Raw genomic sequence first — 25,952 nt, forward strand, 5'->3', positions numbered from 1 at the left:
CATATTACCTGTCTTTGATAGGTACGTAGTCCTTAGGCTCTACAAGACTTGGATAAGCCGGACGCATTATCTTGTAGCTGTTGATCAGCTCCTCCATACGATGCGCACTCCATCCAACCACTCGGCCAATGGCAAATAGTGGTGTGTAGAGGGCGTAAGGGATCTTGAGCATCTTGTATAACAATCCGCAATAGTAATCTATGTTGATGCACACACCCTTATAGATCTTGCGCTCCTCGGCAATGACCTCAGGTGCGATGTGCTCTATGAGCTCGTATAATTTGAATTCGTCCTTCTCGTGCTTCTCCTCGGCGAGCTTTTCTACATACTCCTTGATAATGACAGCTCTTGGATCTGACAGAGAGTATACAGGCTGGCCCATTCCGTATACCACGCCCGATTTGTCAAATGCTTCGCCGCGCACGATCTTCCTGATGTACTCACGGATCTGCTCCTCGTCCGTAACATCCTCGACATTGCAGTGTATGTTCTTCATCATCTCCATGACCTTGAGGTCTCCACCGCCGTTGAGCGGTCCCTTGAGTGAGCAGAGTGCTGCTGCGACTGTGGCGTATGTATCTGAGCCGGATGATGTGACAACACGTGTTGTAAACGTAGAGTTGCTTCCGCCTCCGTGTTCCATGTGGAGAACAAGGGCAAGATCGAGAACCTTTGCCTCAAGCTGTGTGTACTTTCTGTCTGAACGGAGCATGCTCAGGATATTCTCCGCAAATGAAAGCTCAGGATTCGGCTTGTGTATATAACAGCTCTTGCCAAGCTCATAATGTCTGTATCCCTGGAAAGAATATACAGCGAGTCTTGGGAATACACTTATTATCATAAGACACTGCTGAAGAACGTTGTCCAGAGATATATCCGTCTCAGACTTATCGTATGATCCGAGGGCAAGGATACTCTTGGTCATATTTGAAATGATATCCTTGGTAGGGTTCTTCATTATGACATCTTGTATAAAGTTGTGTGGAAGGTCGTATGCAAGGTTGAGGACCTGTTTGAACTTGGCAAGCTCATTCTCGTCCGGAAGCTTTCCAAACAGTAACAGATATGTACACTCCTCGAAACCGAATCGTCCTTCCTTTGTAAATCCGTCTATCAACTGGCGGATCTCGTAACCTCTGTAATATAATTCACCGTCAGCAGGAGTATGCTTTCCGTCCTCCATTGTATACGCCCGGCTTAGTGAAATGTTGGTGATGCCGGCATTTATTCCTATTCCATTCAGATCACGAAGTCCACGCTTTACGCCGTATTCCTCGTAGAGGTTGTTATCTATGGTATCGTTTTCAATACAGAGACCAAGACGCTCCTTCGTAAATGAACTAAGATTATTGATTGACATATATAATACTCCTTTCAGGTAAGTCTTCATTGAATTATCTCACTTATTTACAACTATTGCAATCCGAAATGATTGTATGGGTGTAAAATATTATGTATAATGTACTGAGAATAAAGTTAAGACAAATGTTTTAGGAGGTAATATAAATTGGCAGACAGACAGGATATGGGGCAGAATAAAGGGAGCGCAGGAGCTCATAAGGGAACTGTGAGCCGTGCAACAACGAGCAGTGTGAAAAAGACACAGCCGGGCAAGGGAGTAGCGTCAGGCAGTCGGTCAGTATCAGGCAGCCGTCCTGTGTCGGGAAATCGTCCGGCATCGGGCAGCCACTTATCATCGGCGAGTCGTCCGAAAAGTGCAACTGCGCAGGACAAAAGGCGCACAAGTACGGGACGTCCACTTGAAAAGTCGGTGAAGTCCGTGTCTTCAGGAAGCAAGACCAGGAGACCGGCGAATAGCAGATCGTCAACAGGTTCCGGTAAAAAATCCGCGCAGAGCAGAAATAAAAAGAAGCGATATGAGCTGAATGCGAAAATGACGGCCGTGGCGGCTCTGGTGGTTGGAATAGTGCTTGCACTTGCGATCACGATGATCATGAGATCCAGCATGCTCAGGGTCAAGCAGATCCAGACGGATTATAATATGGGTGATATATTTGATATAACAAACTATATTGAGCCGGACAGCAATGATGCCAGGCTGGAATATGACAACTCAGAATTTGCACCGGATAAGCTTGGTAAGTACACCATCAAATATAAGGTCAGACGTGGAAAGTTAAGCAAGACAAAAAAGGCTGTGATAAATGTTGTTGACGAGGTAAATCCATATATAGACGGCCCGGACGAGATAGACGTTTCTATGGGAACGGATATAAACTGGAGTGATTATTACAATGTCACAGATGAGGATCCGGATGTGCAGGATTCGCTTAAAGCTTCTCAGGATGTGGACACAAGCAAGGAGAGAACCGTAACAGTGACTCTCACAGCGGAGGACTGGGCAGGCAACAAGGCGTCCAGACAGATCACCGTAAATGTACTCAAGAGTAACTTTGATGAGTAGGGTGTGAACGAAATAAAATATCTTGAAAAGTGACAGAAAAAAGCTCAATGCTGACGGGGATGAAATCCGAAAGCATTGAGCTTTTTGATTTTAGTATTTTATGAGATAGGCGGCTTTCTCAGCTCTGCATCCAGCTCTGAGTTGTCAACCACAGTTGTCTTGGTCTTTTTAACCTTTTCCTTTTTCTTCTTCGATCTGCTCTTGTGTATGTTCTTGATGAACATTACCACCAGAAGCAGGATAAGACCTATGCTTATGAGGACTACGGATAAACCGTATTTGTCCAGTATCTTGTCGATTATGTTGTAGCTTGACTTCTCCCACAGTCCATCCGCTTCAAGATCTGCCTGAACCTTTGAGAGGCAGTACTTTGTTCCGGTACACTTTGGTATACCCGGAAGTCTTGATGTGATGGCTGTAAGGTTGCTTGCCTGTTCGTCGGTTACATTGAAGTATGTATATGACAGTGCCTCCTTACCTGTTGTGGTTATAGGATCGTCCAGACCAAGATTGATGAGATACCACTCTCCGCCGAGATAAACGGCATTCCATGCACAGTTGTTGATGTAACTCTCTTCTTTGAGCTGCTTCTGTGTGTCCATCGAGTCGTCCAGAAGATCTGAATTCTGTCCCTCAATGTACAGACATGGCACACCGACGTAATCCATAATGGCCTTGAAAGCCTTTGCATATCCGTAGGTGACTGCCGACTGATACTTGGAGTTGAACACGCCGTCTGCGGTGTATGCGTATATGTTGTCCTTGCTCTTAGATGTTGCATCTGAGGCATAATAAACTTTGTTGATGATCGAATTATGTATAAGATATACCTTCTCGTAATCCTTTGCGCTCTCATCCAGAGAAGCTACATAATTCTTGACGGTCAGGTCAAAGTTGTTCTTGTATATGGAACGTGTATCTCCGTTGGCATACAGTGAATAGCACTCGATGGTGAGAGCTGTATATCTGAGTTCTCCCGAGGATTCCTGCTTGCACTGATAGCTGTCGGACATCCAGAAATACTCAGGATGATCGGCGAGCACAGCGTTGACGATCTGATCCATTCCATCGTTGCCGATAACTTCCCAGTCTTTGTTGCTGACCGACAATGTAAATGCTGTGTAATATCCGCCATCCTGATAAGAAGCATTGGATGTCGACTCGTTGAATTTCTGAGCTGCATCGTTGATCTGATTGTAGACGGTTCTGTACGCACTGTTGTCAAACTGGTCATAGAAATAAGTTCTGCCATCTATGGTATCGGTTTTGTTACTGCTGTCCGTATCATCTGTATCCGCCGCCTTTGCGACATATGGAGAAAATGATAATATCATGGTAAGCGTAAGCAGCAGTACAAGAAATTTTTTCTTCATAACTGGAACACACTCCTTCTTTTGCTTATGCAAAGCCCCTTTATATACTTCCTTCAATAATAACACATTATGGTTATTATTGCCAGAGAAAATGGGTTAAAGCGGTTGGATTTTGCTTCGCATATGTGTATAATAGTAAAAACCTGATGGTTAACGGATGGAAGGAGGAAACACATGGCTTCCAGTTGCGATATGTGTGCACACTATGTGTACGATGACGAAGATGATTTTTATGAGTGCCTGGTGAATATGGATGAGGATGACTTTGCCAGATTTGTGGCAAGAGGCTACGACAATTGTCCGTATTTTCAGTTGGATGATGAATACAGGATAGTGAGACATCAGATGTGACGATTGAAGAAAAACGGGAGATGTGCAGCAGCGCGTCTCCCGTTTTTCTGGCAAATGATCAATGTGATCAGTTCTTTTCAAATGACTCCGCCAGCTCCGTGAGATACACATACCTCTCCAGAAGCTGATCCAGCTCTGATTCAAGCTGTTCCTTTTTCTGCGTGAGTTCGTTAAGCTTCACGAAATCTGACACAGAGTTGTTGATATCGGTCTCCGTCTGCTCTATCTCAGCTTCTTTCCGGGCGATGGTGTCCTCTATGGTGTCATATTCCCTCTGCTCATTGAAGGAGAACTTTTTCTTCACTGATGGATTCTGCGTTTTCTTTTTCTGGGCAGGTTCCTTGTCCGCTGTGCTGACACGCTCCGGCTTTGTCTGGGTATTTGCCCCTGCCGATGCGCTGTTGGCAAATGAACCGTGGGTCAGATAATAATCGGTATAACCGCCCTCAAACTGTGAGATACCGCCGCAGCCGTCAAACACCAGAAGCTTTCTTATGACTCTGTCCAGAAAATATCTGTCGTGTGATACGACTATCAATATGCCCTGGAAGGAATCAAGATAGTCCTCAAGTATACACAGTGTGGAAATGTCCAGATCGTTGGTCGGCTCGTCAAGGATCAGTACATTTGGCGATGATACGAGAACCTTCAACAAATACAGTCTTCGCTTCTCGCCTCCTGAGAGCTTCTCTATGCGCTGGTGCTGCAGAGTGCCGTCAAATAAAAATCTCTCACACATGGTGGATGCTGACATGAGACCTTCGGTGGTCTGGATATACTCTGCGGTTTCTTTGACGTAGTCGAGTACCTTCATGTTGGGATCCAAGGCTTCATTTTCCTGAGAGAAATATCCTATCCTTACGGTGTCTCCGATCTCTATGGTTCCGCTGTCCGGCTTGGTGACACCGGTTATGAGCTTCATGAGCGTTGTCTTGCCACAGCCGTTTGGGCCAACAACACCTATCCTGTCAGTCCTCAGGAAGTTGTATGAGAAGTCCGTTATGACCGGACTTGGTCTGCCCGGCCAGGTCTTGGCTATATGGGAGAGCTCTATTGTTTTGTTTCCCAGCCGGCTCGCGATTGAGCTCATGGTAACCGACTGAGTTTCCTTTATAAGCTCCTCACTTGCAAGCTTCTCATATCTCTGGATATGGGCTTTTTGCTTTGTGCTTCTGGCTCTAGCACCTCTCTGCATCCATGCGATCTCCTTGCGCAGGATATTCTGATGTTTGTTCTGAGTGGCAAGTGCGATGTTCTCACGCTCTGCCTTCAGCATGAGATAGCCTTCGTAGTTGGTATTGTAGCTGTAGGTTTTGCCTTTGTCGATCTCTACTATGCGGTTGCACACCTTGTCAAGAAAGTATCTGTCGTGGGTGACCATGACCAGAGCGCCCTTGTAGTTGTTAAGGTAATCCTCCAGATATTCTGTCATATCGTTGTCGAGGTGGTTGGTGGGCTCGTCCAGAACAAGAATGTCACATCTTGACAGCAGTGCCGCAGCCAGAGCGACCTTTTTTCGCTGACCTCCTGAAAGTGTGCTCACCATGAGGCTGGTGTCGTCAAATCCGAGACGGTGAAGAAATGCCTTGGCATCACCCTCTATGCTCCATTTGTTCTCCTCGTCGACATTTGCAGTGATGACATAGTCGTATATGCTGACCTTCTCTGCGAAGTCGGGGGTCTGTGGAAGATATTTTATGACCACGTTGTTTCCCTTTGACAACTGTCCTGAATCACATTCGTCTATGCCGGCTATGATCTTGAGAAGCGTTGATTTACCCGTGCCGTTTACGCCTATGACACCGATCTTTTCTCCTGAATTTACTGAGAAGTCTGCGTCATCGAACAGAATCTTGTCAGTGTATGCTTTTGAAAATCCTTTTATTGTAAGTAGGTTCATATATGTTCTTATGGGGCTTTGTGCCCGCCCTTTCGTCAAAATGAGCCGTGAAAACGGCTTTGCATGTAAGTATTATTGTAATTGGGGAGAATTGACGAGTCAAGAAGCATATCATAATAGAAATACCATTTGAGAATAATTAAAAATAGACGAAAATATATAAGACCATGATCTCCACCCGACAGTATATTTGTAAAAAAACATTCCTGAATTTATACAACATGACTAAAAAGTAACCTTAAAAGGCGTTTTAGGTTAATAAAAACAAGCCATTTGCACAAATTGGTTTACAAAATTACAATTTTGTAATTTGCAAATTATTCCAAAAAGTAGTATAAATTGAACATTGATTACGGACAGGAATGGAGGTAATTATCATGGAATCAACAGATATCAGGGTTAAGCTCAATTCGGTAGAGCAGGTAAGACAGTTTGTAGAGACAATGAGAAAATATGATGGAGACGTTGATGTATATTCAACCAACAGGAATTATCTTGTAGATGGCAAATCAATACTGGGAGTTTTCAGTCTTGGACTTGATCAGGAACTCACAGTAAGGTTCTATAACGGAGCGACAGAGTCGTTTATAAATACATTACAGCCATTTATGCTGGCTGCATAAGGAGTATTTATTACAATAATTTCCATAGCTAATTCGTGGTCTGTATGCATTGACACATTCGTTGATGGAGTGTTAGAATGTCCTTATAAATATTAAGAGATATTAGGGGGCGCAGCCAATGCAGATTACAGAGATGAAAGCTAAAGTTAACACTATGGATGACATCAAGAAGTTTGTTGCATACCTGAATCAGTTTCCAAATGATGTTGACGTTTCATCAGCTCAGTACGTCGTAGATGGAAAGTCAATCTTAGGTGTGTTCAGTTTAAATCTTGAAAAGCCACTTACAGTGAAATTTCATGGAGAAGTTGCACCAGAGCTTCAGGAAAAGCTTGATGAGTTTAAGTGCTAATTCTATAGGATACATAAGAAAGCTTAGAAAAGCAGGCTGCAGATTTTCTGCAAGCCTGCTTTTCCTATGCTGTGAGACAAGTGTCAGGAGGGATGATTATGATATACGAAGCGGATCAGGGGTTGGAATACCATATAAAGGTAAATGAGGATATGATAGGCCGGTATGTTATCATGCCGGGGGATCCGAAGAGATGTAAGGCGATAGCAGCATATCTCGAAGATGCGGATCTGGTGGCGGACAGCAGGGAATTTGTCACGTATACAGGCTATCTGGATGGAGAGAAGGTCAGTGTCACGTCCACAGGTATAGGCGGCCCGTCGGCGGCCATAGCCATGCAGGAGCTGGTGCACGCCGGTGCCCACACTTTTATCAGGGTTGGAACCTGTGGCGGTATGCAGACTGAGATCGTAGGCGGAGACGTGGTGATCGCAACGGGAGCTGTCAGGATGGAGGGCACGTCAAGAGAGTATGCGCCTATAGAGTACCCTGCGGTTGCGGATATAGATGTGGTGAATGCGCTCAGAGAGTCAGCAGGAGCACTTGGAGTGACGGCACACACAGGTGTGGTTCAGAGTAAGGACTCATTTTATGGACAGCATTCGCCGGGAATCATGCCGGTTGGATATGAGCTTATGAACAAATGGGAAGCGTGGAAGAAGATGGGCTGCAAGGCCTCTGAGATGGAATCTGCTGCATTGTTCATAGTTGGAGCGTTCCTGCGGGTCAGGGTCGGTGCGTGCTTCCTTGTGGTGGCGAATCAGGAGAGGGCTGCAGCCGGTCTCCCGAATCCTGAGGTACACGACACCGATAAAGCCATACGTGTGGCTATTGAAGCTGTGAAGAAGCTTATCAGAACTTGAATACACGACCTATGTCTGCCTTGTAGCTTTCAAGATAGTCAAGGATCTCATCTGAATTATCCATGACGGTATATATCTCGTTGGTCGCAGGCGTCATAAAGCCTTTGTCCGACGTCTCTTTGAGCATGGACAGAAGATGATCGTAGAATCCGTTCTGATTGAAAATTACGATTGCTTTGCCGTGACGTCCGAGCTGCTTGAGCGTGAGGATCTCAAAGAATTCCTCGAGAGTGCCAATTCCGCCGGGCGTTACGATGAAAGCGTCTGCCTTATCTTCCATGATCTGTTTGCGCTCTCTCATGGTCTCAGTGGTTATCAGCTCGGAGACATTCTCAAACAGTATTCCGTCAACATTAAAGAATGAAGGAGTGACGCCTATTATGGTGCCATTTTCTTCGTATACACCCCTTGCCACTGCGCCCATGAGCCCATTTGCTCCAGCGCCGTACACAAGAGTGTGGCCTCTTTTGGCGATTTCCCTTCCTAAATATTCTGTTTCTTCTATATAAGATCTGTCAATGTCGTTGCTTGACGCGCCGTATACACATACATTCATAAAAACCTCCAATGTGACAATGCCAGGTATTCCTGAACTGCCGTAAAAATCATTTATTAAACAGTATATAGAAGTAAATGATAATTTGGAAGAAATTATTTATAAAATAATGTAAAATTGCAAAAAAATGCGGAGCAGCCATAGGACTGCCCCGCAAAGGGAAAACATGAAAAGAATGATACGAGATTACAGAAGCTCAACAACTTTGCCCAGAACTGCGATCTCTTTTTCTTTTGCACCCATAAGGTACTTCTCAAATCTGTCCATACAGTCAACCTTGCCTGTGATGGAAGTCTTGATGAGAAGGTTTCTGGCGGTGAGCATGGTGTTCTCAACCTCCATATAATCATTCAGGATATCACCGTTGAATTCAATATATCTGTGATCCATCATGTACTTGAGTCTCTCCATCATGAGAACCTTGTGGTCATACAGGATGTGAAGAGCACGTATATCAAAGTCTGGGTCCTCTGCTGAAAGCTGCTTGCCGATCTGCTTCAGAACCGCATCGTAGACATCAACCCCAAATACTGTGTCCTTAAAACGATTCCTCATCATACGGAAGTGATTCTTGGTATCCTTTGACTCAAGGTACTCGATGAGGGTATCCTTGATATACTGTGTGTCGAGTTCGTAGTATGTATCAGCCAGATTCTTCTGGATCACGTATATTCCACGGCGTCCCTTGTAGTCGTCCTTGAAAATATGATCCTCCTGGGCTGTGATGGTGTCGTAGCCGTTTCTCACATCTGAGTATGATACTTTTGAGTAGGAATAATGCTCGCCAAATGTGAAATCTCCAACATAGAACTGCTGCTCCTCGTCGTCATATCCGTAGATGAAGAGCTCATGTGGGAATTTGTAGTCGGCACCGGAATCGCAGAGGATCTTAGCCTCGTCAAATACTCCGTATACATATCCGCCCAGATTGATGGTCTTCTTGATGAAAGTGAGAATATCTCCGCAATAGCTCTCTACCTGCTCCTTTGTCATGAGAGAGAAGAGAAGATAAGGGCATTCCTTAAGTGAACTGCTTCCCGGCATCATATCTGCAAGAAGCATCTCATCTCCTGTGAAGATCTCTTCGATGTTGTAACATCTTAACTGTATATAATTACTAAATATCCAATTCTTGGCTTTCTCGTCGTCCCCTATGATCGAGAAAAGTGTGGCATGCCACTGCCAGGATGTTATCATTGGATAGCTTATTGGCAAAATCTTTTTGCTCATGTGCTTATTACCTCCATTTCATATTAAGATTACGTGATGTTAGCTGACCTTGGCTGCTACAGCCTTGACTACATCGTTCATGTCATAGTAGAGGCCAAGTGCAAGCTCAGAATCATCAAATTCAATGTTAAAAGCCTGCTCAAGTCCGACGATGAACTGAATGATGGAAACGGAATTCACGCCATATTCGGTGGTGAGTTCTGCAGTCATGTCCAGCTTGCCCGCATCTATGTCTGGAAGAATATCAGAAAAAACCTCCAATACTTTTTTTGTTAATGTGTCTTTGTCCATTTCAAACCTCCCATTCGTTTTGATATGTTACCAATGCACGTTACTTATATTTTAATGTGTTTGACAGTATTTTTCAATAAAATTATTCAATCCGTACAGAAATATTTGTGCATTTTTGTGTTAAATGTTAAAATTACCGTGAAGTATATGGTGTAAAATATGGTATAGTTGAATAAAATATTATAATTTTTTTAAAAAAATCAGACAGTTGATGTAAAATATAGAACAACAATATACGATAAGGCAGGGTGATGGACATGAAGATAGTTGTTCTGGATGGATGTGCGGCGAATTCCGGCGATATTAGCTGGGACAGTATTGGCAAGTATGGTGAGCTGACGGTGTATGACAGAACCGACAGGTCAGAGGTGGTCTCAAGGATAGGCGATGCGGAGATCATAACAACGAACAAGACGGTGATAGACAGGGCTGTGATCGAGGCCTGTCCGAACCTCAGATATATAGGTGTGCTTGCCACCGGCTACAATGTGGTCGATGTGGAGGCGGCACATGAGCATGGCATAGTGGTTACAAATGTTCCGGCATACAGTACGGATGCTGTGGCGCAGTTTACATTTGCACTGCTTCTGGAACTGGCAAACAGGGTCGGGGCGCATGATGCGTCAGTGAAGGACGGTGGCTGGGTGAGAAGTAAGGATTTCTCCTACAGTGTGATGCCGACCATGGAGCTTGCGGGCAAGACTATGGGTATCATAGGCTATGGCAGTATAGGTATGAAGGTGGCTGAGATCGCACATGCATTTGGCATGAGGGTGCTGGTGAACAGCCGGACGAGGAAAGCCCTGCCGGATGGCGATTGGATAAGCTGGGCTGAGAGGGATGAACTGTTCGCACAGTCGGATGTGATAAGCATACACTGTCCTCTGTTCCCTGAGACGGAGGGAATGATAGACAGGAGTGCGATAGGCCGGATGAAGAAGACTACATTCATCATAAACACTGCCAGAGGCGGCTGCATAGTGGAGAAGGATCTGGCAGATGCCCTGAACGAGGAACGTATAGCTGGAGCCGCGGTGGATGTCATAGCACAGGAGCCTATGGCGGCGGACAATCCGCTTCTCACGGCAAAGAATGTGATCATAACACCACATATTGCCTGGGCACCGAAGGAGGTCAGGGAGAGACTTCTCAATATAGCGGGTGGCAATATAGAGGCGTTTCTCAATGGAAAGCCTGTAAATACAGTATAAAAAGAATAAGATTAGCTATTGAGCAGAAATTTAGCTGTAAGAAGAAAGGATAGATCAGGAAGATGGAGAGCAGTTCTTTTGAGGATGTGAACAGACTGGTTAGGTCTGAACTGTATGAGCACATGGATCCGGAATTTGGCAAATATCTGGCCATGAACCTTCCGGGCTGTGGCAATATAATAGGTGTGAGGCTGGATGACCTGAAGGAGATAGCCAGACAGATAGCCGACATAAACTGGAAGGAGTATCTGAAGCATGCGCCGGATGATACGCTGGAGGATGTGGTCATTCAGGGGCTTGTCCTTGGATTCGCACAGGGCAAGCTGGAGGAGATACTTGCATATGCCGATGAATTTGTTCCCAAGATAGACAACTGGTGGGTGTGTGACTCGTTCTGCAGTACATTTGTGGCGGCATCCATGTACCCGGAGATAGTGTGGGAATTCATCATGAAGTATATGGGAGATTCCGAGCTGAATCCTGCGTGGAGAAAGAAGGAGGAGGCAGAGATTCCAGAGGGACAGGGAGGCATCGCAGTAGGAACCTGGCAGGATATGTCCGATGACTTCAGACTCAGGTTCGTGGCCATCATGCTGAAGTGCTACTTTGTGAATGACAAGTATATCGACAAATGCCTTTATGCATTTGAACATATGCAGGATGGCGGCTACTATGCAAAGGACGGTGTAGCCTTTGGCCTGGCGGAGAGCTATTTCGTGTTCCCGGACAAGACGATTGAGTACATAAAAGGTGCACAGTTTGACAGGCAGATTCTGGAGATGACGAAGAACAAGATAGAGAAGATATACAGGCTGCCGGAGGCGGATGTGAACAGGTTTGCGGAAGTTATAAATGAATATTAAAATTAAGAGAAGGACATTATATTTGCAGGAGGAATTCTTATGAGAAATTTGAATGCGGATATGGATGTCCTTTTTGCTTTGGCTGGGATCAATAATATTGAAAATGAGTTTATGGTGGCAATGGTGCTGGTGATTGTCTGTTTGGCGGCTGCGGTATGTCTGACCGTATGGATAAGAAAATACGTCAGGGGAAATGCCTCAGGCAGTCTGGAAGATAGTCAGGATGAGCGGGAGGACAGGGAGTATTCATCGGAGGATAACTACATCGATGGTGATGCTGTAGCCATTGCCATTGCTGGAGCTTTGGGAGGAACAGCAAATATTTACAGTCTGAGGAGCAGTGACACAAGACTTAGAGTTACGGTGAACAACGGGGCGCTGGTGGACAGGAGAAGACTGAAAGCCACAGGAGCTCTGGGAATACTGGCAAAGGGCAGGCAGGTGCAGGTATTCTATGAGGATCAGGTGGAAAGGATATGCCGAGAACTTGGAAGATATATAGATGGACACAGGAAAGATAATATTGAACAGGAGGCTGAGATCGATTATGAAAGAGTGCTTAAGAAGGTGTATGTGCCTGTTGAAGGTGATGTTGTGCGCGTATCTGATATACATTGCCTACAGAACCTGGGAGACGGGAGTGTCGGCTTGTGTGCGATTCGAGCCACACGGGGAGAGATCAGAGCGCCGTTTGACTGCAAGGCTGGATATAGTAAAGCCGGAGAAGGTCAGATAGAGTGTACATCTGAGGAAGGATACGTAGTCAGGATATATCTGATATCAGAGATCGACACCGGATGGCAGAGGACACAGAGCTATGTAGATATAAGACTTACATGTGGTGATGGCGAGAAGGTGCGAAAAGGAAGGCTGCTTGCAGAGTATCCATATGAGACGCTTGCTGGCAGAGGCGAAACTGTATATGCTGTGCTGGAGGTACATTCCGATGAAAATGCTGATACAGGTCATTCTGGTGGTATAGATAAAGGATATCAGCTTAAGATAAACAGGAGAGAGAAAGTGAATTATGAATATGTGGCATGCGAGCTTGTCGTCTGAAAAGCTCACATGCCATTTATTTACGCTCTGGTTGCCCTGTCTATGATTCCAGCAAGGGTATCTATGACCATAGCGGCATCCTGATCTTTGTATTTCAGGAAAGTATAAGCACAGCCTTGTACGAACATTGACACCTCAACATTCTTGGCAAGGTCATCTCTGAACTCGGGACGGACGTCATATATCTTTTCCTTGATGAGGGCGTCGAGCTTGTTGGTCAGGACTCCGTAGCTTCTATTGTCATCAGGAAAGAGTATGGAGAACAAATGTCCCTGGTTGATAAATGCGTTGCATAACTGCCTGCTTGCTTCTGCAGGATTGGTAAGCATATATTCTGGATTTGGAATGTCGCCGATCAGAGACAGGAGGGCATCGTTTTCGAGGTATTCCGACAGATCATATATATCCTGAAAATGCAGATAGAAGGTCTGCTTGCTGATATTGGCCTTTTCTGTGAGTTCCTTCACTGTGATCTTCTCCACAGGTTTGGTGGCACGCAGTTCGATAAATGCGCTGAATAAGCTGTTGCGTGTACGCTGAATCCTTCTGTCCATAAAAGCTCCTTTCTGATCATACAAAAGCTGTACGCGGGTAATGATTATAAATGGCTGTAAGCGCCCTGATGATGCTCTATGCATTATAATATAGAATACAACAAAAGGAAGATATAGTCAAAAAAACGTATATACATATTAAATCTAATTGTCAATAATTGTCTGGAGTAAATTATTTTACTTTTATCAAAAAACGAATATTCATATAGCGGATGTGCAACGGTATACTGAAGGTAATTTACTACAGTCAAGAAATGACTGAGAGGGCTTGGATGATGGAACTTGAATACTAACTTTGTATGGAGGAAAAGTTATGGATTTGTATGAGTTTTATTCGGGAAGGTGCTTTGATGCCTACAATGAGCTCGGCGCACACGTTGTGAAGGAGAACGTGGGCAAGAGCAGGAGGAAAGCAGTGACAGGAGTGGACTTTGTGACGTATGCACCGAATGCGGAGTCGGTGACGGTTACAGGTGAGTTCAATTCATGGGGAGAGACTGCCATGGAGAGGTGTTACGATGGCAGCTTTTTCAAGTGTTTTGTGCCGGGGGCAAAGGCCGGACAGATGTATAAATATAAGATATACCAGAGAGATGGATATTGTGTGGATCACTGTGATCCGTATGGATTCGGCATGGAGCTGAGACCGGCATTTGCATCTATAATAAGAGATATGGATGAGTATACATTTGGCGATGCAAGATGGATGAGGACACGGAATGAGTGCAAGGGTGGTCCGCTCAATGTGTATGAGATGCACATGGGCTCATGGCACTGCAAGCCGGTGTATGATGAGAATGGAAAACAGCTGACACCGGAAGAAGTCATTGAGACTGACCGAGTTGCTGAGGGCTGGTATACATACAGAGAGATAGCACCGATGCTTGTGGAATATCTGAAAGAGCAGGGCTACAATTATGTGGAGTTTATGCCGCTTTCGGAGCATCCATGTGATGAGTCATGGGGCTACCAGAATACCGGATTCTTCAGTCCGACGGCTAGATACGGAACGGCGGATGACCTGAAGTTCCTCATCGACACGCTTCACAAGAACGGCATAGGTGCCATCATGGACTATGTGCCTGTGCATTTTGCACTGGATGGATATGGACTTGCAAAGTATGACGGAACCAATCTGTATGAGCATCCTACCGATGATGTTGGCTACAGTGAGTGGGGCAGCAAGAACTTCATCCATTCCAAGGGAGAAGTTCAGACATTTCTCAAGAGTGCGGCGAATTACTGGCTCACAGAGTATCATTTTGATGGCCTAAGAATGGATGCCATCAGCAGGATAATCTACTGGATGGGCGACGAGTCTAGAGGTGTAAATGACAGGGCGGTCGAGTTTATAAAGGGGCTTAACCAGGGACTTAAGGACAGACACCCGTCATGTATTCTCTGCGCCGAGGATTCCACGGACTACAAGGGAACCACCAAGGAAGTCGGATACGGCGGACTGGGATTTGACTACAAATGGGATATGGGTTGGATGAATGACACATTGAATTTCTTCAGGACTCTGCCGTTTTGTAGAGGCGACCAGTATCACAAGCTGACATTCTCCATGATGTATTTTTATAATGAGAGATACATGCTGCCACTCTCGCATGACGAGGTTGTGCATGGCAAGGCAACCATAGCCCAGAAGATGGCGGGATCATATGAAGAGAAATTCCCAAATGCAAAGGCGCTCTACGCCTACATGTATGCGCATCCGGGCAAGAAGCTTAACTTCATGGGTAACGAGATAGCCCAGCTAAGAGAGTGGGACGAGAAGCGTGAGCAGGACTGGGATATACTGAAATACCCGAACCACGATTCATTTAACAGATTTATAAAAGATTTGAATAAGCTCTATCTGAAAGAGCCTGCGTTGTCAGGGTGGGATGATGATCCTCACGGGTTTGACTGGATACTCTGTGGCAAAGAGCAGGATGTTGTATATATATTCCAGAGAGTTATTGAGGAAAATAAGATAGTAGTAGTCATGAACCTATCAGGAAATACATACAGGGATTATCACTTCAGATACGGTGAGGGCAATTCCATGAAAGTCCTCATGAACACGGACTGGAATAAATACGGTGGAAACACTAAAGACACCGTAAAGAGTATCAAGGGCGTATGCGGTGACTTCGGCTTTGATCTTCCGGCTCTGTCTGTAATGTATTTAAAGCCGGTGGACTAGGAGTGGCTGTGCTTTACGGATGTATAAAGTCAGTTGATCTTCGAAACACGGGGATCATTTTGATGGATCAATTATAGTTGTTCAGGCTAATTATGAAAGAGTACATTAAAGGTGTACGTGACATTAATAAAAATAATTGACTGTTCATAGTGTATATTTTGTGATATAAGTAAACAGCAGAAATTAAAGGAAATTATTACAAAGACAGGCACTTCATCCGCATAGGAGTGAGTTGTATCCGGGTATATGCCAAATCGGTAGTGAAGCCGCCTGAGCTTCGTTTCGCTTCTGCGCTAAGGCGGAGCGGGCAAACGCCCTTATCGCCCGCACAGCCGCATGCACGATGGAAGCGGGACGAAGTTCGGGAAGGCAAACGTGATTTGGCATATACCCGGATACAAACTCGCCCGTGCGGATGAAGTGTCGTCCGTCAGACAAGACAAGGAGAGATTATGATATTAGATGTAAGCAACCTCAGCCATGGATTTGGTGACAGGGCAATATTTGAAAATGTGTCATTCAGACTTCTGGCAGGCGAGCACATAGGGCTTGTCGGCGCAAATGGTGAAGGTAAATCAACCTTCATGAATATAGTGACGGGCAGTCTCATGCCGGATGAGGGTACAGTGACCTGGGCGAAGAATGTGAAGGTCGGATATCTGGATCAGCACACGGTCCTTGAGCCGGGCATGACAATAGGCGGAGTGCTGAGGGATGCGTTCTCCAGACTTTTCGATATGGAGAAGAGGATAAATGAGATATGTGACAAGCTGGCGGAGGTCACTGACGAGGATGAGATGAACACTCTTCTTGAGGAGATGGGACTTCTTCAGGATCTTCTGGACAGCCATGACTTCTATATAATAGATTCGAAGGTTGAGGAGGTTGCCAGAGCATTTGACCTGTTGCAGCTTGGATTGGACAAGGATGTAACTGAGCTGTCGGGCGGACAGAGAACCAAGGTTCTGCTGGCGAAGCTTCTGCTTGAAAAGCCGGAGATACTTCTGCTCGACGAGCCTACGAATTATCTTGATGCACACCATATAGAGTGGCTCAAGAGATACCTTCAGGAATACGAGAATGCGTTTATTCTTATATCCCATGACATTCCGTTCCTGAATTCAGTTGTAAATATCATATATCATATGGAGAATTGTCAGCTCAACAGATATGTCGGCGATTATGACAAGTTCCAGGAGGTGTATGCAGTGAAGAAATCCCAGCTTGAGGCTGCGTACAGAAAGCAGCAGCAGGAGATATCTGAGCTGAAGGATTTTGTGGCGAGAAATAAAGCCCGGGTTGCCACAAGAAATATGGCTATGTCCAGACAGAAGAAACTTGACAAGATGGATGTCATTCAGCTTGAGCGTGAGAAACCGAAGCCTGAGTTCAACTTCAAGGAAGCGAGGACTTCTGGTAAGGTCATATTCGAGACCGATGATCTGGTGATAGGTTACAGCAAGGACAAGCCGCTTTCCAAACCGATGAATCTCCGCATGGAGCGCGGTGACAAGATAGCCATCACAGGAACGAATGGTATAGGAAAGACGACATTCCTGAAGAGTGTGCTTGGACTTATCCCGGCTATATCCGGCAAGGCGCAGCTTGGCGACTATCTGCACATTGGATACTTTGAGCAGGAGGTCAAGCCGAGTGAGAATACATGCCTGCAGGAAATCTGGGAGGAATTCCCGGGATATACCCAGTATGAGGTACGTGCGGCTCTTGCCAAATGCGGACTTACCACCAAGCATATCGAGAGCAAGGTGAAGGTCCTCTCGGGTGGCGAGCAGGCGAAGGTGAGACTTTGCAAGTTAATCAACACTGATACAAATGTGCTTCTGCTTGACGAGCCGACAAACCATCTTGACGTTGATGCCAAGGATGAATTGAAGCGTGCTCTTTCCGAGTATAAGGGGTCTATACTTCTGGTATGTCATGAGCCTGAATTTTATGATGGTCTTGTGACAGACGTGTGGAATCTGGAGCAGTACACGCTCCTTCAGTGAGATAAACAGGCTCTGCTTTGATTATTGTCAAGGCGAGCCTGTTTTTAATCTGTTCAAGAACTAATTTCTCAATGCTGTAATGGGAACAACAAATACACCATCAGACCTTTGATATGCTGCGTTAGATAATCCACATATAACACATAATGAATCCGGACCCATTCCGCCATTGGATTCAATTGCTTTTTTTATTTTTATAAGATTTTCGGCAGCAGCATCTATTTGGTTTGCACCCAGTTTTATTTCAAATCCACACCATTTTCCGTTGGGCAGTGCTATAACTGCATCCATCTCGTTGTTATTATAATCCTGATAATGATATAATTCTGCATCGAAGGATTCTGCATATATTTTTAAATCTCTTTCACATAATGCTTCGAATAAGAATCCTAGTGTATTCAAATCATTCAATAGCATTTCAGGGGTTGCATTTAGCAAGGCAGCTGCTAAGGACGGGTCTGACAAATGTCTCTTTTCGGCCTGTTTGATGCGGATGGGTGATCGAAGCTTCGCTTCAAAAGGCTTTTGATTATCCGTTAGGAAGAGTCTGTGAAAAACATCCAGATAGGCGGCAACGGTTTCTACATCAATATCTTCGTTGTCGATTTCTTTAATATCATTTTTAAGTTTGTTGTTTGTTACAGTTGTAGCCTCATTTCTTGCAAGTGAGCGGAGAAGTAATTCCATTTTGTGTTTATCTCTTTTTATTTCATCTATTCGATATACATCATCATCCAATACAGCCTGAATATATTGCTTAGGAAGATATGCTGCCTGTTTTAATGGCGCATCCTGATTGGCAGGCCAGCCGCCTCTTATAATAAAATCAATAAGCCTTGACAGATTAACTTCTCCTAATATTTGAGGTTCTATCTTGCCGTTGCATATATCTTTAAGCGAGACGCTTCCGCTGGAATTGCCACTTTCAAATAATGACATTGGGTGCATTCTTAATTTTGCAATCCTTCCAGCACCACTATGCAATATTCCTTTGTGATTTGGTGTTGCAGATCCTGTCAATATAAATTGTCCTTTAGTGCCGTTTTGATCAACCTTAAATCGGACAGCATCCCATAGTTGTGGAACTTCCTGCCATTCATCGATCAATCTTGGCGTTTCACCAACCAAAACCAATGATGGACTTAGCTGTGCCAATTGTCTGTTTTGAAAATTCCCATCTGGATTGCCAATCATTATCTCGCTTTTGCAATGGTATGACGATGTCCATGTTTTCCCGCACCATTTAGGACCTTCTACGCATACTGCGCCAAATGCTTCTAAGTAATTATCTAATATATTGTCTAAAAGTCTTGGCTTGTAATCTTTTCTTTTCATATGCTATATGCTCTCCGTTCTTATATGTCACTAATATTATTGACCTGAGTAGTTATATATATTTATAAATTATGATAATATAATGCAAGGGATTTTGCAATCTCAATCCGATTAATTTTGCAATCTCAATCCGATGGATTTTACAATCCCAATCCGATAGATTTAATGATTTCAATCCAGTAATAATTGACTATGAAGATGTATTATATTATTCTATGTAGGATGGTTCACCGATGTAAAGCAATAAAGATGAGAGTGCGGACAGGGCTGAAGTTAACATGTAAGGATCGGACTTAGACACAGGTAGAAAAATAATATTAGGATGGAGTTGTTAGATGAATATACTTGAAAGCTTAAAGGATAAATTACTTGTTGCAGACGGGGCATTTGGAACCTGTTATGTGGGAATGTACGGAGAGCAGGGAACTGTCGCTCCTGAGCTTGCAAACATGCGTCACCCGGAGCGTGTGTTGGAGATCCATAAGGAGTATGTGAAGGCTGGAGCCGGACTTATAAGGACAAATACATTTGCGGCAAATACAGCGAGTCTTGATGCTGACATGGATTATGTCATTTCAAATGTGCGTGCAGCGGTGAAGCTTGCGAAGCAGGCTGCGGACGGCGAAGCTGGAACGGATCACAAAAAGGTATACATTGCCGGAGATATAGGCCCAATACCTGCGGATGCCGGTCTCACACTGAATGAAAGGGTGTCACAGTACAAGCTGCTGGGTGAGGCGATGCAGGACATGGGAGTGGATATCATCTGGTTTGAGACATTTCCTGAGTTCAATGTGCTCGAGCCTGTGGTGAAGCACCTGAAGGCAAGAAAGGACACGCCGGTCATGGTGTCGTTCTGCGTGAACCAGTTTGGGTACAGCAACTGTGGATTTTCGGCAAGGGCATTGCTCTCCCAGGTGGCAGGAAATAAGGACGTGGACTGTGTTGGATTCAACTGCGGAGTTGGTCCGTACCATATGCTTCAGCTTCTGAAAAAGCTGGATATAGACTGCGGAAAGCCTGTATCAGTCATGCCGAATGCGGGATACCCGAAGTTTACACAGAGCAGACTGGTGTTCAATGACAACAAAGAGGGATTCATAGATAAGATCCAGGACATAGCGGCGCTTGGTGCAGATATCATAGGAGGATGCTGCGGAACAAATCCTGAATACATACATCAGATCATGGAGCGGGTGAAAACCGGAGATATTGCAAAGGCTGCCAAGGTTCATGTTGAAAAGGTACAGGCTGACAGTGCTGTAAAGGACAATTTCCTCAAAGGACGTCTGGAGCGTGGCGGGGCAGCCACAAAAAATGCCGACGGACACAAGCACAAGCTGATTGCTGTGGAGCTGGCACCTCCGGTGGATGTCAACGATCAGAAGCTGCTTGATGCAGCCCATATACTTAAGCAGTCACATGTGGATGTGGTGACATTTCCTGATTCGCCATCGGGAAGAACCAGAGCGGATTCCATACTCATGGCGGAGAAAGTGCATAAGGAGACAGGACTCAGGGTCATGCCGCATCTGTGCTGCCGTGATAAGAATGCCATAGCCATAAGGGGAAGCGTGCTCGGTTCACAGCTTAATGGTATAAAGGATTTCCTTGTCATAACAGGTGATCCGGTTCCGGTCATGTTCAGACAGACGACCAGGAGCGTGTTCAACTTTGATTCAGTCGGAATGATGAAGCTGCTGCAGTCTATGAACGAAGAGGTGTTCAGCGGGGATAAGATCACCTACGGCGGAGCGATCAACCAGAACAGACTTAACACAAAGTTTGAGATAGACAGAATAAAGAGAAAGATGGAAGCCGGGGCTGAATTCTTTCTGACACAGCCGGTGTTCTCCAGAGAGCAGGCACAGATCCTCAGAGACATGAAGGCTGAGACCGGCGCGACAATACTTGTGGGAATCATGCCGCTTGTCAGCAGGCGAAATGCCTTGTTCATGAAAAATGAGATGTCAGGCATAGAGATCCCGGACGAGATCATAGAGAGATACAGTGAAAATGCCACAAGGCAGGAAGGCGAGGAGTGCGGCATACAGATTGCCAGAGATATACTTGAGTACACTTCGGATTTTGCAGATGGATATTACTTCTCGTTCCCATTCAACAGAGTACATATGCTGGCACATATCGTTGACTAAAATGTGAGTCAAGGTTATTATGGAATAAGCGGTGTTGCCGGGGAAAACAGGGATTCCGGAGCAGCGCTATATAGGAGAGGCGCTGTTATATATACAGTAGATAAAATACAGGATGCGCGGATGCGCAGAAAGGAACAGACATGGATTACAATAGTTTAAGTCTTAAGATGCATGAGGAGCACAAGGGTAAGGTAGAGGTAGTGTCCAAGGTGGCAGTGAAGAACAGAGACGATCTGAGCACGGCTTACACACCGGGCGTTGCAGAGCCTTGCAGAAAGATCCGTGACAATAAGGCTGACGTATACAAATATACATGCAAGGGCAACATGGTTGCCGTGGTATCAGACGGAACAGCGGTTCTCGGTCTGGGAGATATAGGACCTGAGGCAGCTATACCTGTAATGGAAGGAAAGTCCATACTCTTCAAGGAGTTCGGCGGAGTTGACGCATTCCCTATCTGCCTTGACACAAAGGATGTGGATGAGATCGTTGAGACAGTAAAGCGCATTGCACCTGTATTTGGCGGAATCAATCTGGAGGATATATCAGCTCCAAGATGCTTCGAGATAGAGAAAAGACTTAAGGAAGAACTTGACATTCCTGTATTCCATGACGATCAGCATGGTACAGCTATCGTTGTGTCAGCAGGACTCATCAATGCGTTAAAGCTTGTCGGCAAGCCGTTTGACGAGGCAAATGTGGTTATCAACGGAGCAGGTTCTGCAGGTATATCAATATGTAAGCTTCTGCTTCAGCTCGGTATAGGCAATGTGGTTCTCGTGGACAGGCAGGGTGCTCTGTGTCCTGGACAGGACTGGATGAATCCGGCACAGGCAGAGATGGCAGAGATTACAAACAAGGACAGACAGACAGGTTCTCTTGCCGAGATAATGAAGGGTAAGGATGTATTTGTCGGAGTTTCAGCTCCAAATATCGTGACAGCAGAGATGGTTGCATCTATGGCAGCAGATCCTATAGTATTTGCCATGGCAAACCCTACACCTGAGATCATGCCTGAGGAAGCGGCAAAGGGCGGAGTAAGAGTAATGGCGACGGGCCGTTCGGATTATCCAAACCAGATCAATAACGTTCTAGTATTCCCGGGAATATTCAGAGGTGCCCTGGACGCCAAGGCAACAGGCATAACTGAAGAGATGAAGATGGCAGCAGCCAAGGCTATCGCATCCATTGTAACAGATGATGAGCTCAAGGAGGATTACATCATTCCTGGAGCATTTGACGAGAGAGTTGCTAAGGTGGTTGCCAAGGCTGTAGCTGACGAGGCAATAAAGCTTGGAATTACAAAATAAGAATAAAAATAAAGTTTTTCGAAATATTTAGTAAATAAGTGTACTAAAAATCGCATCTTATGTGGAAAGTCCGCATGGGATGCGGTTTTTTATTTTGCGATTTTATTGTAAAGTAATATTGTTGTCCGCGGGGACGGATAGGGAGGAGAAAAAATTGAACAGTGTTATTATTGGGCAGAGAATAAAGGATGCCCGCAAGTCTATGAACCTCACACAGAAGGAGCTGGGGTATCTTATCTATGCAGATGGCAAATATATAAGCCGTCTTGAAAATGGCGGAAGTCTGCCGAGCCTGAAGCGGCTGGTGCTGCTGTCGAGGGTGCTTAACCGCACATGTGATTATTTCATATGGGATATCGATGTGATGGAGGAGGATGTGACTCCGAGGGAGGAAATCGTTATCCGGGATGAACAGGAGCGGAAGCTTCTGCAGCTTTGGAGGGAGATATGCTGAAGATTGCTGTGTACAGTGAGGAGAAAGTAATGAGCCCGTTGTTGCAGGAGTACATGGGTATATGGCAGAGAGATGCGGGATGTGTGTGCGCTGTGAGATATTATGACAATGTGCATGCGATCATGGTCGACATGGATCTTGAAGGAATTTACGATGTAGTGGTGGTGTATCGTTCCTGGGATGTGGCCGATGTCTTGAAAAAAGACCGCAGGGTAGGTAGTCTCGTGATGATAGCAGCAGGAATAAACCGGAGATTGTATGATATCCAACCGTGTTATATTCTGTATGAACCTGTTAATGCGGCAAATTTCAAAAAGGTGATGACGATGGCGGTTGAGGGGAGCCGGGATGAGAGAAGATTCACATTTGTATCCGGAAGGGTGAGATACAGTGTAGATACCCGGAGCATAATGTATTTTGAAAGCGAACTGCGTCGCATAAATCTGGTCACAACGGAACAAAAATATGTTTTTTATGGAAGTATTGGCGAGATGGAAAAGCGCATGAAGGTGGGCTACGGGGGATTTATCAGACCACATGAATCCTATCTTGTAAATCCGGATCATGTGAGCAGATGCACGGCTCATGAAATGATACTGACAAATGGTAAAAGTATACACATCAGCGCAACAAGACGCGCTGATGTGAAAAGATACTACAGCGAACTGATCAATTGCTAGTTGTTAGAAGATCAAATATATCTGAGTAATTCTATGTTCAGTCTGCCCTTCCGGGTTGCGCTGCCTGTCTCGACAAATTCATATTTGCCATATCCACGTATTGAAAATACGTCGCCCGGTTTTAACTGGTAGCTGCTGTTTTCGTACAACCTGTTGTTTAGTGAAAATTTCTTTTCCCTGAACAACAGGGATGTGCTGCTTCTTGAAAGGCCTGTTATTGTGGCGGTCACTGCGTCCGCTCTTGCAGATGCTGCGATTATGTGCAGAGGTTCCTTTTTTATCTGTATCTCATCAGTATCCTGGGTGCTGCAAAAAGTACATTTTACATTTGTGTGCCTTATCTTTGTCAGATTTTCAGCGATATAATCGGCAACAGTGTCCACACAGAATATATAGGCATTGTTGTGCTTGCCAGAATGAGTGGATTCGGTGATCAGTATATCGCCCACCATCTCCCTCTCAATGCCAAGATTCATAAGTGCCCCAAGGAAATCCCTGTGGTTCAGATCGTCTGAGAATTTGTCCGAAACAGCGGAAACCTTCATGGTGCAGATGGGAAAAGCCGGTGCGTAGCCGCAGTCGGCTTCATTTCCAAAGGCGATCATAACGCGGTCGCAGGATTCCCTGCCTCCAAAGATGGTATATCCTGCAAATGACAACTGTTCAAGATTGCTGTAAAATACTTCCATGTCTGCAGCACTCAGAAAATTAGTATATGTATATCTGTTCTGGCGGAAGGCGGCATTTGCCAGATCTTTTAACCGCCCCTTTAGAATATCGTTTTCATTCATAGCATGTCCTCCGAGATCATTGACTTCTTACTATTATATTACAACACTCCGATCTTCGCCAACAGTCAAACGAATTTGACAGCTTTGCACGATAATCTGAAATTTATTGTTGCGAAAAGTGATCATAATGAACAATAAACCGTTCAAACGTGAATAAAACAATCATTTTGCATTCAAAAATCTTCTAAAAACTATTGAAATGCGCAACTGTTGATAAATTACCACAAAAAAAAGCCTTCGTTTTATAAATTTTTGCGTATTTACAATTTCAAAGTGTTTTGATAGTATATGGGCATAACAAGGAGATGAGTTGTGATCAACAAGCCTTCTGGTTATAAAAAAGACAATCACTTATATTTTGATAGACGGAGGGTTCCCTTAGCACGAAATTCGTAGAAATCCCTTTATACGATGTAATGTAACCCCATAACCCCAAACCCCAAAACATAGGAATCCTCCACTCCCCCCTTCTTAACAGCCTGTCGCATAAACGACGGGCTGTTTTTATGTTCTGAAAAACAGGGGGGGGATTTAGAGTTTCATATTGGATGCACTTATGGCGTTACCGAGTTCTGTGAGACTTTCCACGAAGGCTGCGTATTTGCATATGTCAGTCATCTTAGATTTTCTTTTGCTATTTCCGAGAATGCTATAGATATAATCTCTTGACTGGTCGATTATATATGTTGGCGTTGTGTCGTGCTCGTTGTTGAATAACATGGATTTGAAGTTTTGAAAAAAAGAATAAATTTCATAATCTATAGAATTGTCATTCCGCTGCATGTATTCGAGAAGCATATCGATATAGCGCAAAGCTGAGTGTACGTACAGGATAGAGTTTTCGTTTATGTACAGTACGGTTTCCGGCACAAAGAAAGATGGATGTGCGAAACCTTTTATGCTGTGCAGGGCTTCCATTTTCTGGGTGGCTGACTGGTTGAACGAGTAACGGTTTTTGTATTGTTCAATGATAGAGAGCGTGTCCGCTGAATTATTTTTTGCTATTACGCGCCGTCTCTCGTTGATGTACAGTTTTAACTCCAATAGAAGAAAATATATATCCGGGGATGAAAAACGCTGCGAGTTTTTGATATACGGAAATGAACCTGTCATTCTTCTGAAAAATGAGTCTGCTGTGGCATAATTGTTTATTATGCTGATGGCTGCATCTACATTGAAATTCTGGACAAATTCCCTGGTTGCGGGCTGATACACTGTCTCGTTGTCAATGCGGGATACATAGGAACTAAGAAAGATTATCTTCTCTTCTGCGGTGAGTTCGTATCCGTTGAGGTTACAATAATTGATGGCGGAACAGGGGGCATCGGTTTGTGTTTCGGCATTGTTTAAGTCTGTCATAATGATCTCCTTTGTT

Annotated in this window: 24 protein-coding genes; 14 read left to right on the plus strand and 10 right to left on the minus strand. The window is 44.8% G+C overall.

Going from position 1 to position 25,952, the window contains the following annotated elements:
- Positions 1-4: 4 nt before the first annotated feature.
- On the minus strand, positions 5-1,360 hold the full coding sequence (locus DW159_RS08555) for a citrate synthase (protein WP_117550052.1): 1,356 nt from the start codon (positions 1,358-1,360) through the stop codon (positions 5-7).
- A 147-nt stretch (positions 1,361-1,507) separates the two neighbouring features.
- Between DW159_RS08555 and DW159_RS08560 the strand changes: the two genes are divergently transcribed.
- Positions 1,508-2,425, plus strand: coding sequence for a hypothetical protein (locus tag DW159_RS08560; RefSeq protein WP_117550054.1), 918 nt, complete (start codon positions 1,508-1,510; stop codon positions 2,423-2,425).
- A gap of 98 nt (positions 2,426-2,523) precedes the next feature.
- Here the strand turns inward: DW159_RS08560 and DW159_RS08565 are convergent, their stop codons facing one another.
- On the minus strand, positions 2,524-3,798 hold the full coding sequence (locus DW159_RS08565) for a transglutaminase domain-containing protein (protein WP_117550055.1): 1,275 nt from the start codon (positions 3,796-3,798) through the stop codon (positions 2,524-2,526).
- 174 nt (positions 3,799-3,972) lie between these two features.
- On the opposite strand from DW159_RS08565, the gene DW159_RS13700 reads away from it, so the two are divergent.
- On the plus strand, positions 3,973-4,149 hold the full coding sequence (locus DW159_RS13700) for a DUF6472 family protein (protein ID WP_165852774.1): 177 nt from the start codon (positions 3,973-3,975) through the stop codon (positions 4,147-4,149).
- A gap of 67 nt (positions 4,150-4,216) precedes the next feature.
- Here the strand turns inward: DW159_RS13700 and DW159_RS08570 are convergent, their stop codons facing one another.
- Complete coding sequence (locus DW159_RS08570; protein ID WP_055222319.1) at positions 4,217-6,049, minus strand: ABC-F family ATP-binding cassette domain-containing protein; 1,833 nt, start codon at positions 6,047-6,049, stop codon at positions 4,217-4,219.
- A gap of 377 nt (positions 6,050-6,426) precedes the next feature.
- Here DW159_RS08570 and DW159_RS08575 point away from each other — a divergent pair, with 377 nt between their 5' ends.
- From DW159_RS08575 to udp, 3 genes are all read left to right on the plus strand, one after another.
- Positions 6,427-6,672: an HPr family phosphocarrier protein gene (locus tag DW159_RS08575; RefSeq protein WP_242992650.1), complete on the plus strand. Its 246-nt coding sequence runs from the start codon at positions 6,427-6,429 to the stop codon at positions 6,670-6,672.
- A 118-nt stretch (positions 6,673-6,790) separates the two neighbouring features.
- Positions 6,791-7,024, plus strand: a complete 234-nt coding sequence (locus tag DW159_RS08580; RefSeq protein ID WP_117550059.1) for an HPr family phosphocarrier protein — start codon at positions 6,791-6,793, stop codon at positions 7,022-7,024.
- A gap of 95 nt (positions 7,025-7,119) precedes the next feature.
- Complete coding sequence (udp, locus tag DW159_RS08585; RefSeq protein WP_420314971.1) at positions 7,120-7,887, plus strand: uridine phosphorylase; 768 nt, start codon at positions 7,120-7,122, stop codon at positions 7,885-7,887.
- On the opposite strand, the gene DW159_RS08590 is transcribed toward udp, so the two are convergent.
- From DW159_RS08590 to DW159_RS08600, 3 genes are all read right to left on the minus strand, one after another.
- A complete protein-coding gene (locus tag DW159_RS08590; protein WP_117550063.1) occupies positions 7,877-8,443 on the minus strand; it encodes a TIGR00730 family Rossman fold protein in 567 nt (188 codons plus the stop codon). The two genes, udp and DW159_RS08590, sit on opposite strands and share 11 nt — an antisense overlap.
- A 186-nt stretch (positions 8,444-8,629) precedes the next feature.
- The gene (locus tag DW159_RS08595) at positions 8,630-9,673 is read right to left on the minus strand and encodes a hypothetical protein (protein ID WP_117550065.1); all 1,044 of its coding nucleotides are present in this window, start codon (positions 9,671-9,673) and stop codon (positions 8,630-8,632) included.
- A 39-nt stretch (positions 9,674-9,712) separates the two neighbouring features.
- On the minus strand, positions 9,713-9,964 hold the full coding sequence (locus DW159_RS08600) for an acyl carrier protein (RefSeq protein ID WP_015534536.1): 252 nt from the start codon (positions 9,962-9,964) through the stop codon (positions 9,713-9,715).
- Between the two features lie 257 nt (positions 9,965-10,221).
- On the opposite strand from DW159_RS08600, the gene DW159_RS08605 reads away from it, so the two are divergent.
- The 3 genes from DW159_RS08605 (at position 10,222) to DW159_RS08615 (ending at position 13,097) form a co-directional block, all read left to right on the plus strand.
- On the plus strand, positions 10,222-11,175 hold the full coding sequence (locus DW159_RS08605) for a D-2-hydroxyacid dehydrogenase (protein WP_055147368.1): 954 nt from the start codon (positions 10,222-10,224) through the stop codon (positions 11,173-11,175).
- A gap of 62 nt (positions 11,176-11,237) precedes the next feature.
- A complete protein-coding gene (locus tag DW159_RS08610; RefSeq protein ID WP_015534538.1) occupies positions 11,238-12,038 on the plus strand; it encodes a DNA alkylation repair protein in 801 nt (266 codons plus the stop codon).
- Positions 12,039-12,077: 39 nt separating this feature from the next.
- Positions 12,078-13,097 (plus strand): PTS transporter subunit EIIB, encoded by a 1,020-nt coding sequence (locus DW159_RS08615; RefSeq protein ID WP_117550067.1) that lies wholly within the window; start codon positions 12,078-12,080, stop codon positions 13,095-13,097.
- 20 nt (positions 13,098-13,117) lie between these two features.
- On the opposite strand, the gene DW159_RS08620 is transcribed toward DW159_RS08615, so the two are convergent.
- A complete protein-coding gene (locus DW159_RS08620; protein ID WP_022215975.1) occupies positions 13,118-13,651 on the minus strand; it encodes a TetR/AcrR family transcriptional regulator in 534 nt (177 codons plus the stop codon).
- 313 nt (positions 13,652-13,964) lie between these two features.
- Here DW159_RS08620 and glgB point away from each other — a divergent pair, with 313 nt between their 5' ends.
- Entirely contained in the window at positions 13,965-15,842 is a 1,878-nt protein-coding gene (glgB, locus tag DW159_RS08625) for a 1,4-alpha-glucan branching protein GlgB (RefSeq protein WP_015534541.1), read from the plus strand.
- Between the two features lie 449 nt (positions 15,843-16,291).
- Positions 16,292-17,851 (plus strand): ABC-F family ATP-binding cassette domain-containing protein, encoded by a 1,560-nt coding sequence (locus DW159_RS08630; RefSeq protein ID WP_055272064.1) that lies wholly within the window; start codon positions 16,292-16,294, stop codon positions 17,849-17,851.
- A gap of 60 nt (positions 17,852-17,911) precedes the next feature.
- On the opposite strand, the gene DW159_RS08635 is transcribed toward DW159_RS08630, so the two are convergent.
- The gene (locus tag DW159_RS08635) at positions 17,912-19,186 is read right to left on the minus strand and encodes an ATP-binding protein (protein WP_117550069.1); all 1,275 of its coding nucleotides are present in this window, start codon (positions 19,184-19,186) and stop codon (positions 17,912-17,914) included.
- A 335-nt stretch (positions 19,187-19,521) separates the two neighbouring features.
- Between DW159_RS08635 and DW159_RS08640 the strand changes: the two genes are divergently transcribed.
- From DW159_RS08640 to DW159_RS08655, 4 genes are all read left to right on the plus strand, one after another.
- Positions 19,522-21,342 (plus strand): bifunctional homocysteine S-methyltransferase/methylenetetrahydrofolate reductase, encoded by a 1,821-nt coding sequence (locus DW159_RS08640; protein WP_117550070.1) that lies wholly within the window; start codon positions 19,522-19,524, stop codon positions 21,340-21,342.
- A gap of 140 nt (positions 21,343-21,482) precedes the next feature.
- A complete protein-coding gene (locus DW159_RS08645; RefSeq protein WP_022215972.1) occupies positions 21,483-22,652 on the plus strand; it encodes an NAD(P)-dependent malic enzyme in 1,170 nt (389 codons plus the stop codon).
- A 154-nt stretch (positions 22,653-22,806) separates the two neighbouring features.
- Positions 22,807-23,106: a helix-turn-helix domain-containing protein gene (locus DW159_RS08650; RefSeq protein ID WP_022215971.1), complete on the plus strand. Its 300-nt coding sequence runs from the start codon at positions 22,807-22,809 to the stop codon at positions 23,104-23,106.
- Positions 23,100-23,786: a LytTR family transcriptional regulator DNA-binding domain-containing protein gene (locus tag DW159_RS08655; RefSeq protein ID WP_055272066.1), complete on the plus strand. Its 687-nt coding sequence runs from the start codon at positions 23,100-23,102 to the stop codon at positions 23,784-23,786. Before DW159_RS08650 ends, DW159_RS08655 begins: the two co-directional genes overlap by 7 nt.
- An 11-nt stretch (positions 23,787-23,797) precedes the next feature.
- Here DW159_RS08655 and DW159_RS08660 read toward each other — a convergent pair whose 3' ends face one another.
- Positions 23,798-24,577 (minus strand): YlmH/Sll1252 family protein, encoded by a 780-nt coding sequence (locus tag DW159_RS08660; protein ID WP_117550071.1) that lies wholly within the window; start codon positions 24,575-24,577, stop codon positions 23,798-23,800.
- Positions 24,578-25,108: 531 nt separating this feature from the next.
- Complete coding sequence (locus DW159_RS08665; RefSeq protein WP_015534547.1) at positions 25,109-25,936, minus strand: hypothetical protein; 828 nt, start codon at positions 25,934-25,936, stop codon at positions 25,109-25,111.
- Positions 25,937-25,952 lie beyond the last annotated feature (16 nt).

This window comes from Coprococcus sp. AM14-16 (genome assembly GCF_003434675.1).
GTDB lineage: Bacteria > Bacillota > Clostridia > Lachnospirales > Lachnospiraceae > Coprococcus > Coprococcus aceti.

What these genes read in the sequence shown, in the direction of transcription:
- DW159_RS08655 (WP_055272066.1), top strand. Translation starts at nt 23,100, where the DNA reads ATGCTGAAGATTGCTGTGTACAGTGAGGAGAAAGTAATGAGCCCGTTG.
- DW159_RS08600 (WP_015534536.1), bottom strand. Translation starts at nt 9,964, where the DNA reads ATGGACAAAGACACATTAACAAAAAAAGTATTGGAGGTTTTTTCTGAT.
- DW159_RS08645 (WP_022215972.1), top strand. Translation starts at nt 21,483, where the DNA reads ATGGATTACAATAGTTTAAGTCTTAAGATGCATGAGGAGCACAAGGGT.
- DW159_RS08660 (WP_117550071.1), bottom strand. Translation starts at nt 24,577, where the DNA reads ATGAATGAAAACGATATTCTAAAGGGGCGGTTAAAAGATCTGGCAAAT.
- DW159_RS08575 (WP_242992650.1), top strand. Translation starts at nt 6,427, where the DNA reads ATGGAATCAACAGATATCAGGGTTAAGCTCAATTCGGTAGAGCAGGTA.
- glgB (WP_015534541.1), top strand. Translation starts at nt 13,965, where the DNA reads ATGGATTTGTATGAGTTTTATTCGGGAAGGTGCTTTGATGCCTACAAT.
- DW159_RS08620 (WP_022215975.1), bottom strand. Translation starts at nt 13,651, where the DNA reads ATGGACAGAAGGATTCAGCGTACACGCAACAGCTTATTCAGCGCATTT.
- DW159_RS08595 (WP_117550065.1), bottom strand. Translation starts at nt 9,673, where the DNA reads ATGAGCAAAAAGATTTTGCCAATAAGCTATCCAATGATAACATCCTGG.
- DW159_RS08580 (WP_117550059.1), top strand. Translation starts at nt 6,791, where the DNA reads ATGCAGATTACAGAGATGAAAGCTAAAGTTAACACTATGGATGACATC.
- DW159_RS08570 (WP_055222319.1), bottom strand. Translation starts at nt 6,049, where the DNA reads ATGAACCTACTTACAATAAAAGGATTTTCAAAAGCATACACTGACAAG.
- DW159_RS08565 (WP_117550055.1), bottom strand. Translation starts at nt 3,798, where the DNA reads ATGAAGAAAAAATTTCTTGTACTGCTGCTTACGCTTACCATGATATTA.
- DW159_RS08665 (WP_015534547.1), bottom strand. Translation starts at nt 25,936, where the DNA reads ATGACAGACTTAAACAATGCCGAAACACAAACCGATGCCCCCTGTTCC.
- DW159_RS08640 (WP_117550070.1), top strand. Translation starts at nt 19,522, where the DNA reads ATGAATATACTTGAAAGCTTAAAGGATAAATTACTTGTTGCAGACGGG.
- DW159_RS08615 (WP_117550067.1), top strand. Translation starts at nt 12,078, where the DNA reads ATGAGAAATTTGAATGCGGATATGGATGTCCTTTTTGCTTTGGCTGGG.
- DW159_RS08610 (WP_015534538.1), top strand. Translation starts at nt 11,238, where the DNA reads ATGGAGAGCAGTTCTTTTGAGGATGTGAACAGACTGGTTAGGTCTGAA.
- DW159_RS08635 (WP_117550069.1), bottom strand. Translation starts at nt 19,186, where the DNA reads ATGAAAAGAAAAGATTACAAGCCAAGACTTTTAGACAATATATTAGAT.
- DW159_RS08590 (WP_117550063.1), bottom strand. Translation starts at nt 8,443, where the DNA reads ATGAATGTATGTGTATACGGCGCGTCAAGCAACGACATTGACAGATCT.
- DW159_RS08605 (WP_055147368.1), top strand. Translation starts at nt 10,222, where the DNA reads ATGAAGATAGTTGTTCTGGATGGATGTGCGGCGAATTCCGGCGATATT.
- DW159_RS13700 (WP_165852774.1), top strand. Translation starts at nt 3,973, where the DNA reads ATGGCTTCCAGTTGCGATATGTGTGCACACTATGTGTACGATGACGAA.
- DW159_RS08555 (WP_117550052.1), bottom strand. Translation starts at nt 1,360, where the DNA reads ATGTCAATCAATAATCTTAGTTCATTTACGAAGGAGCGTCTTGGTCTC.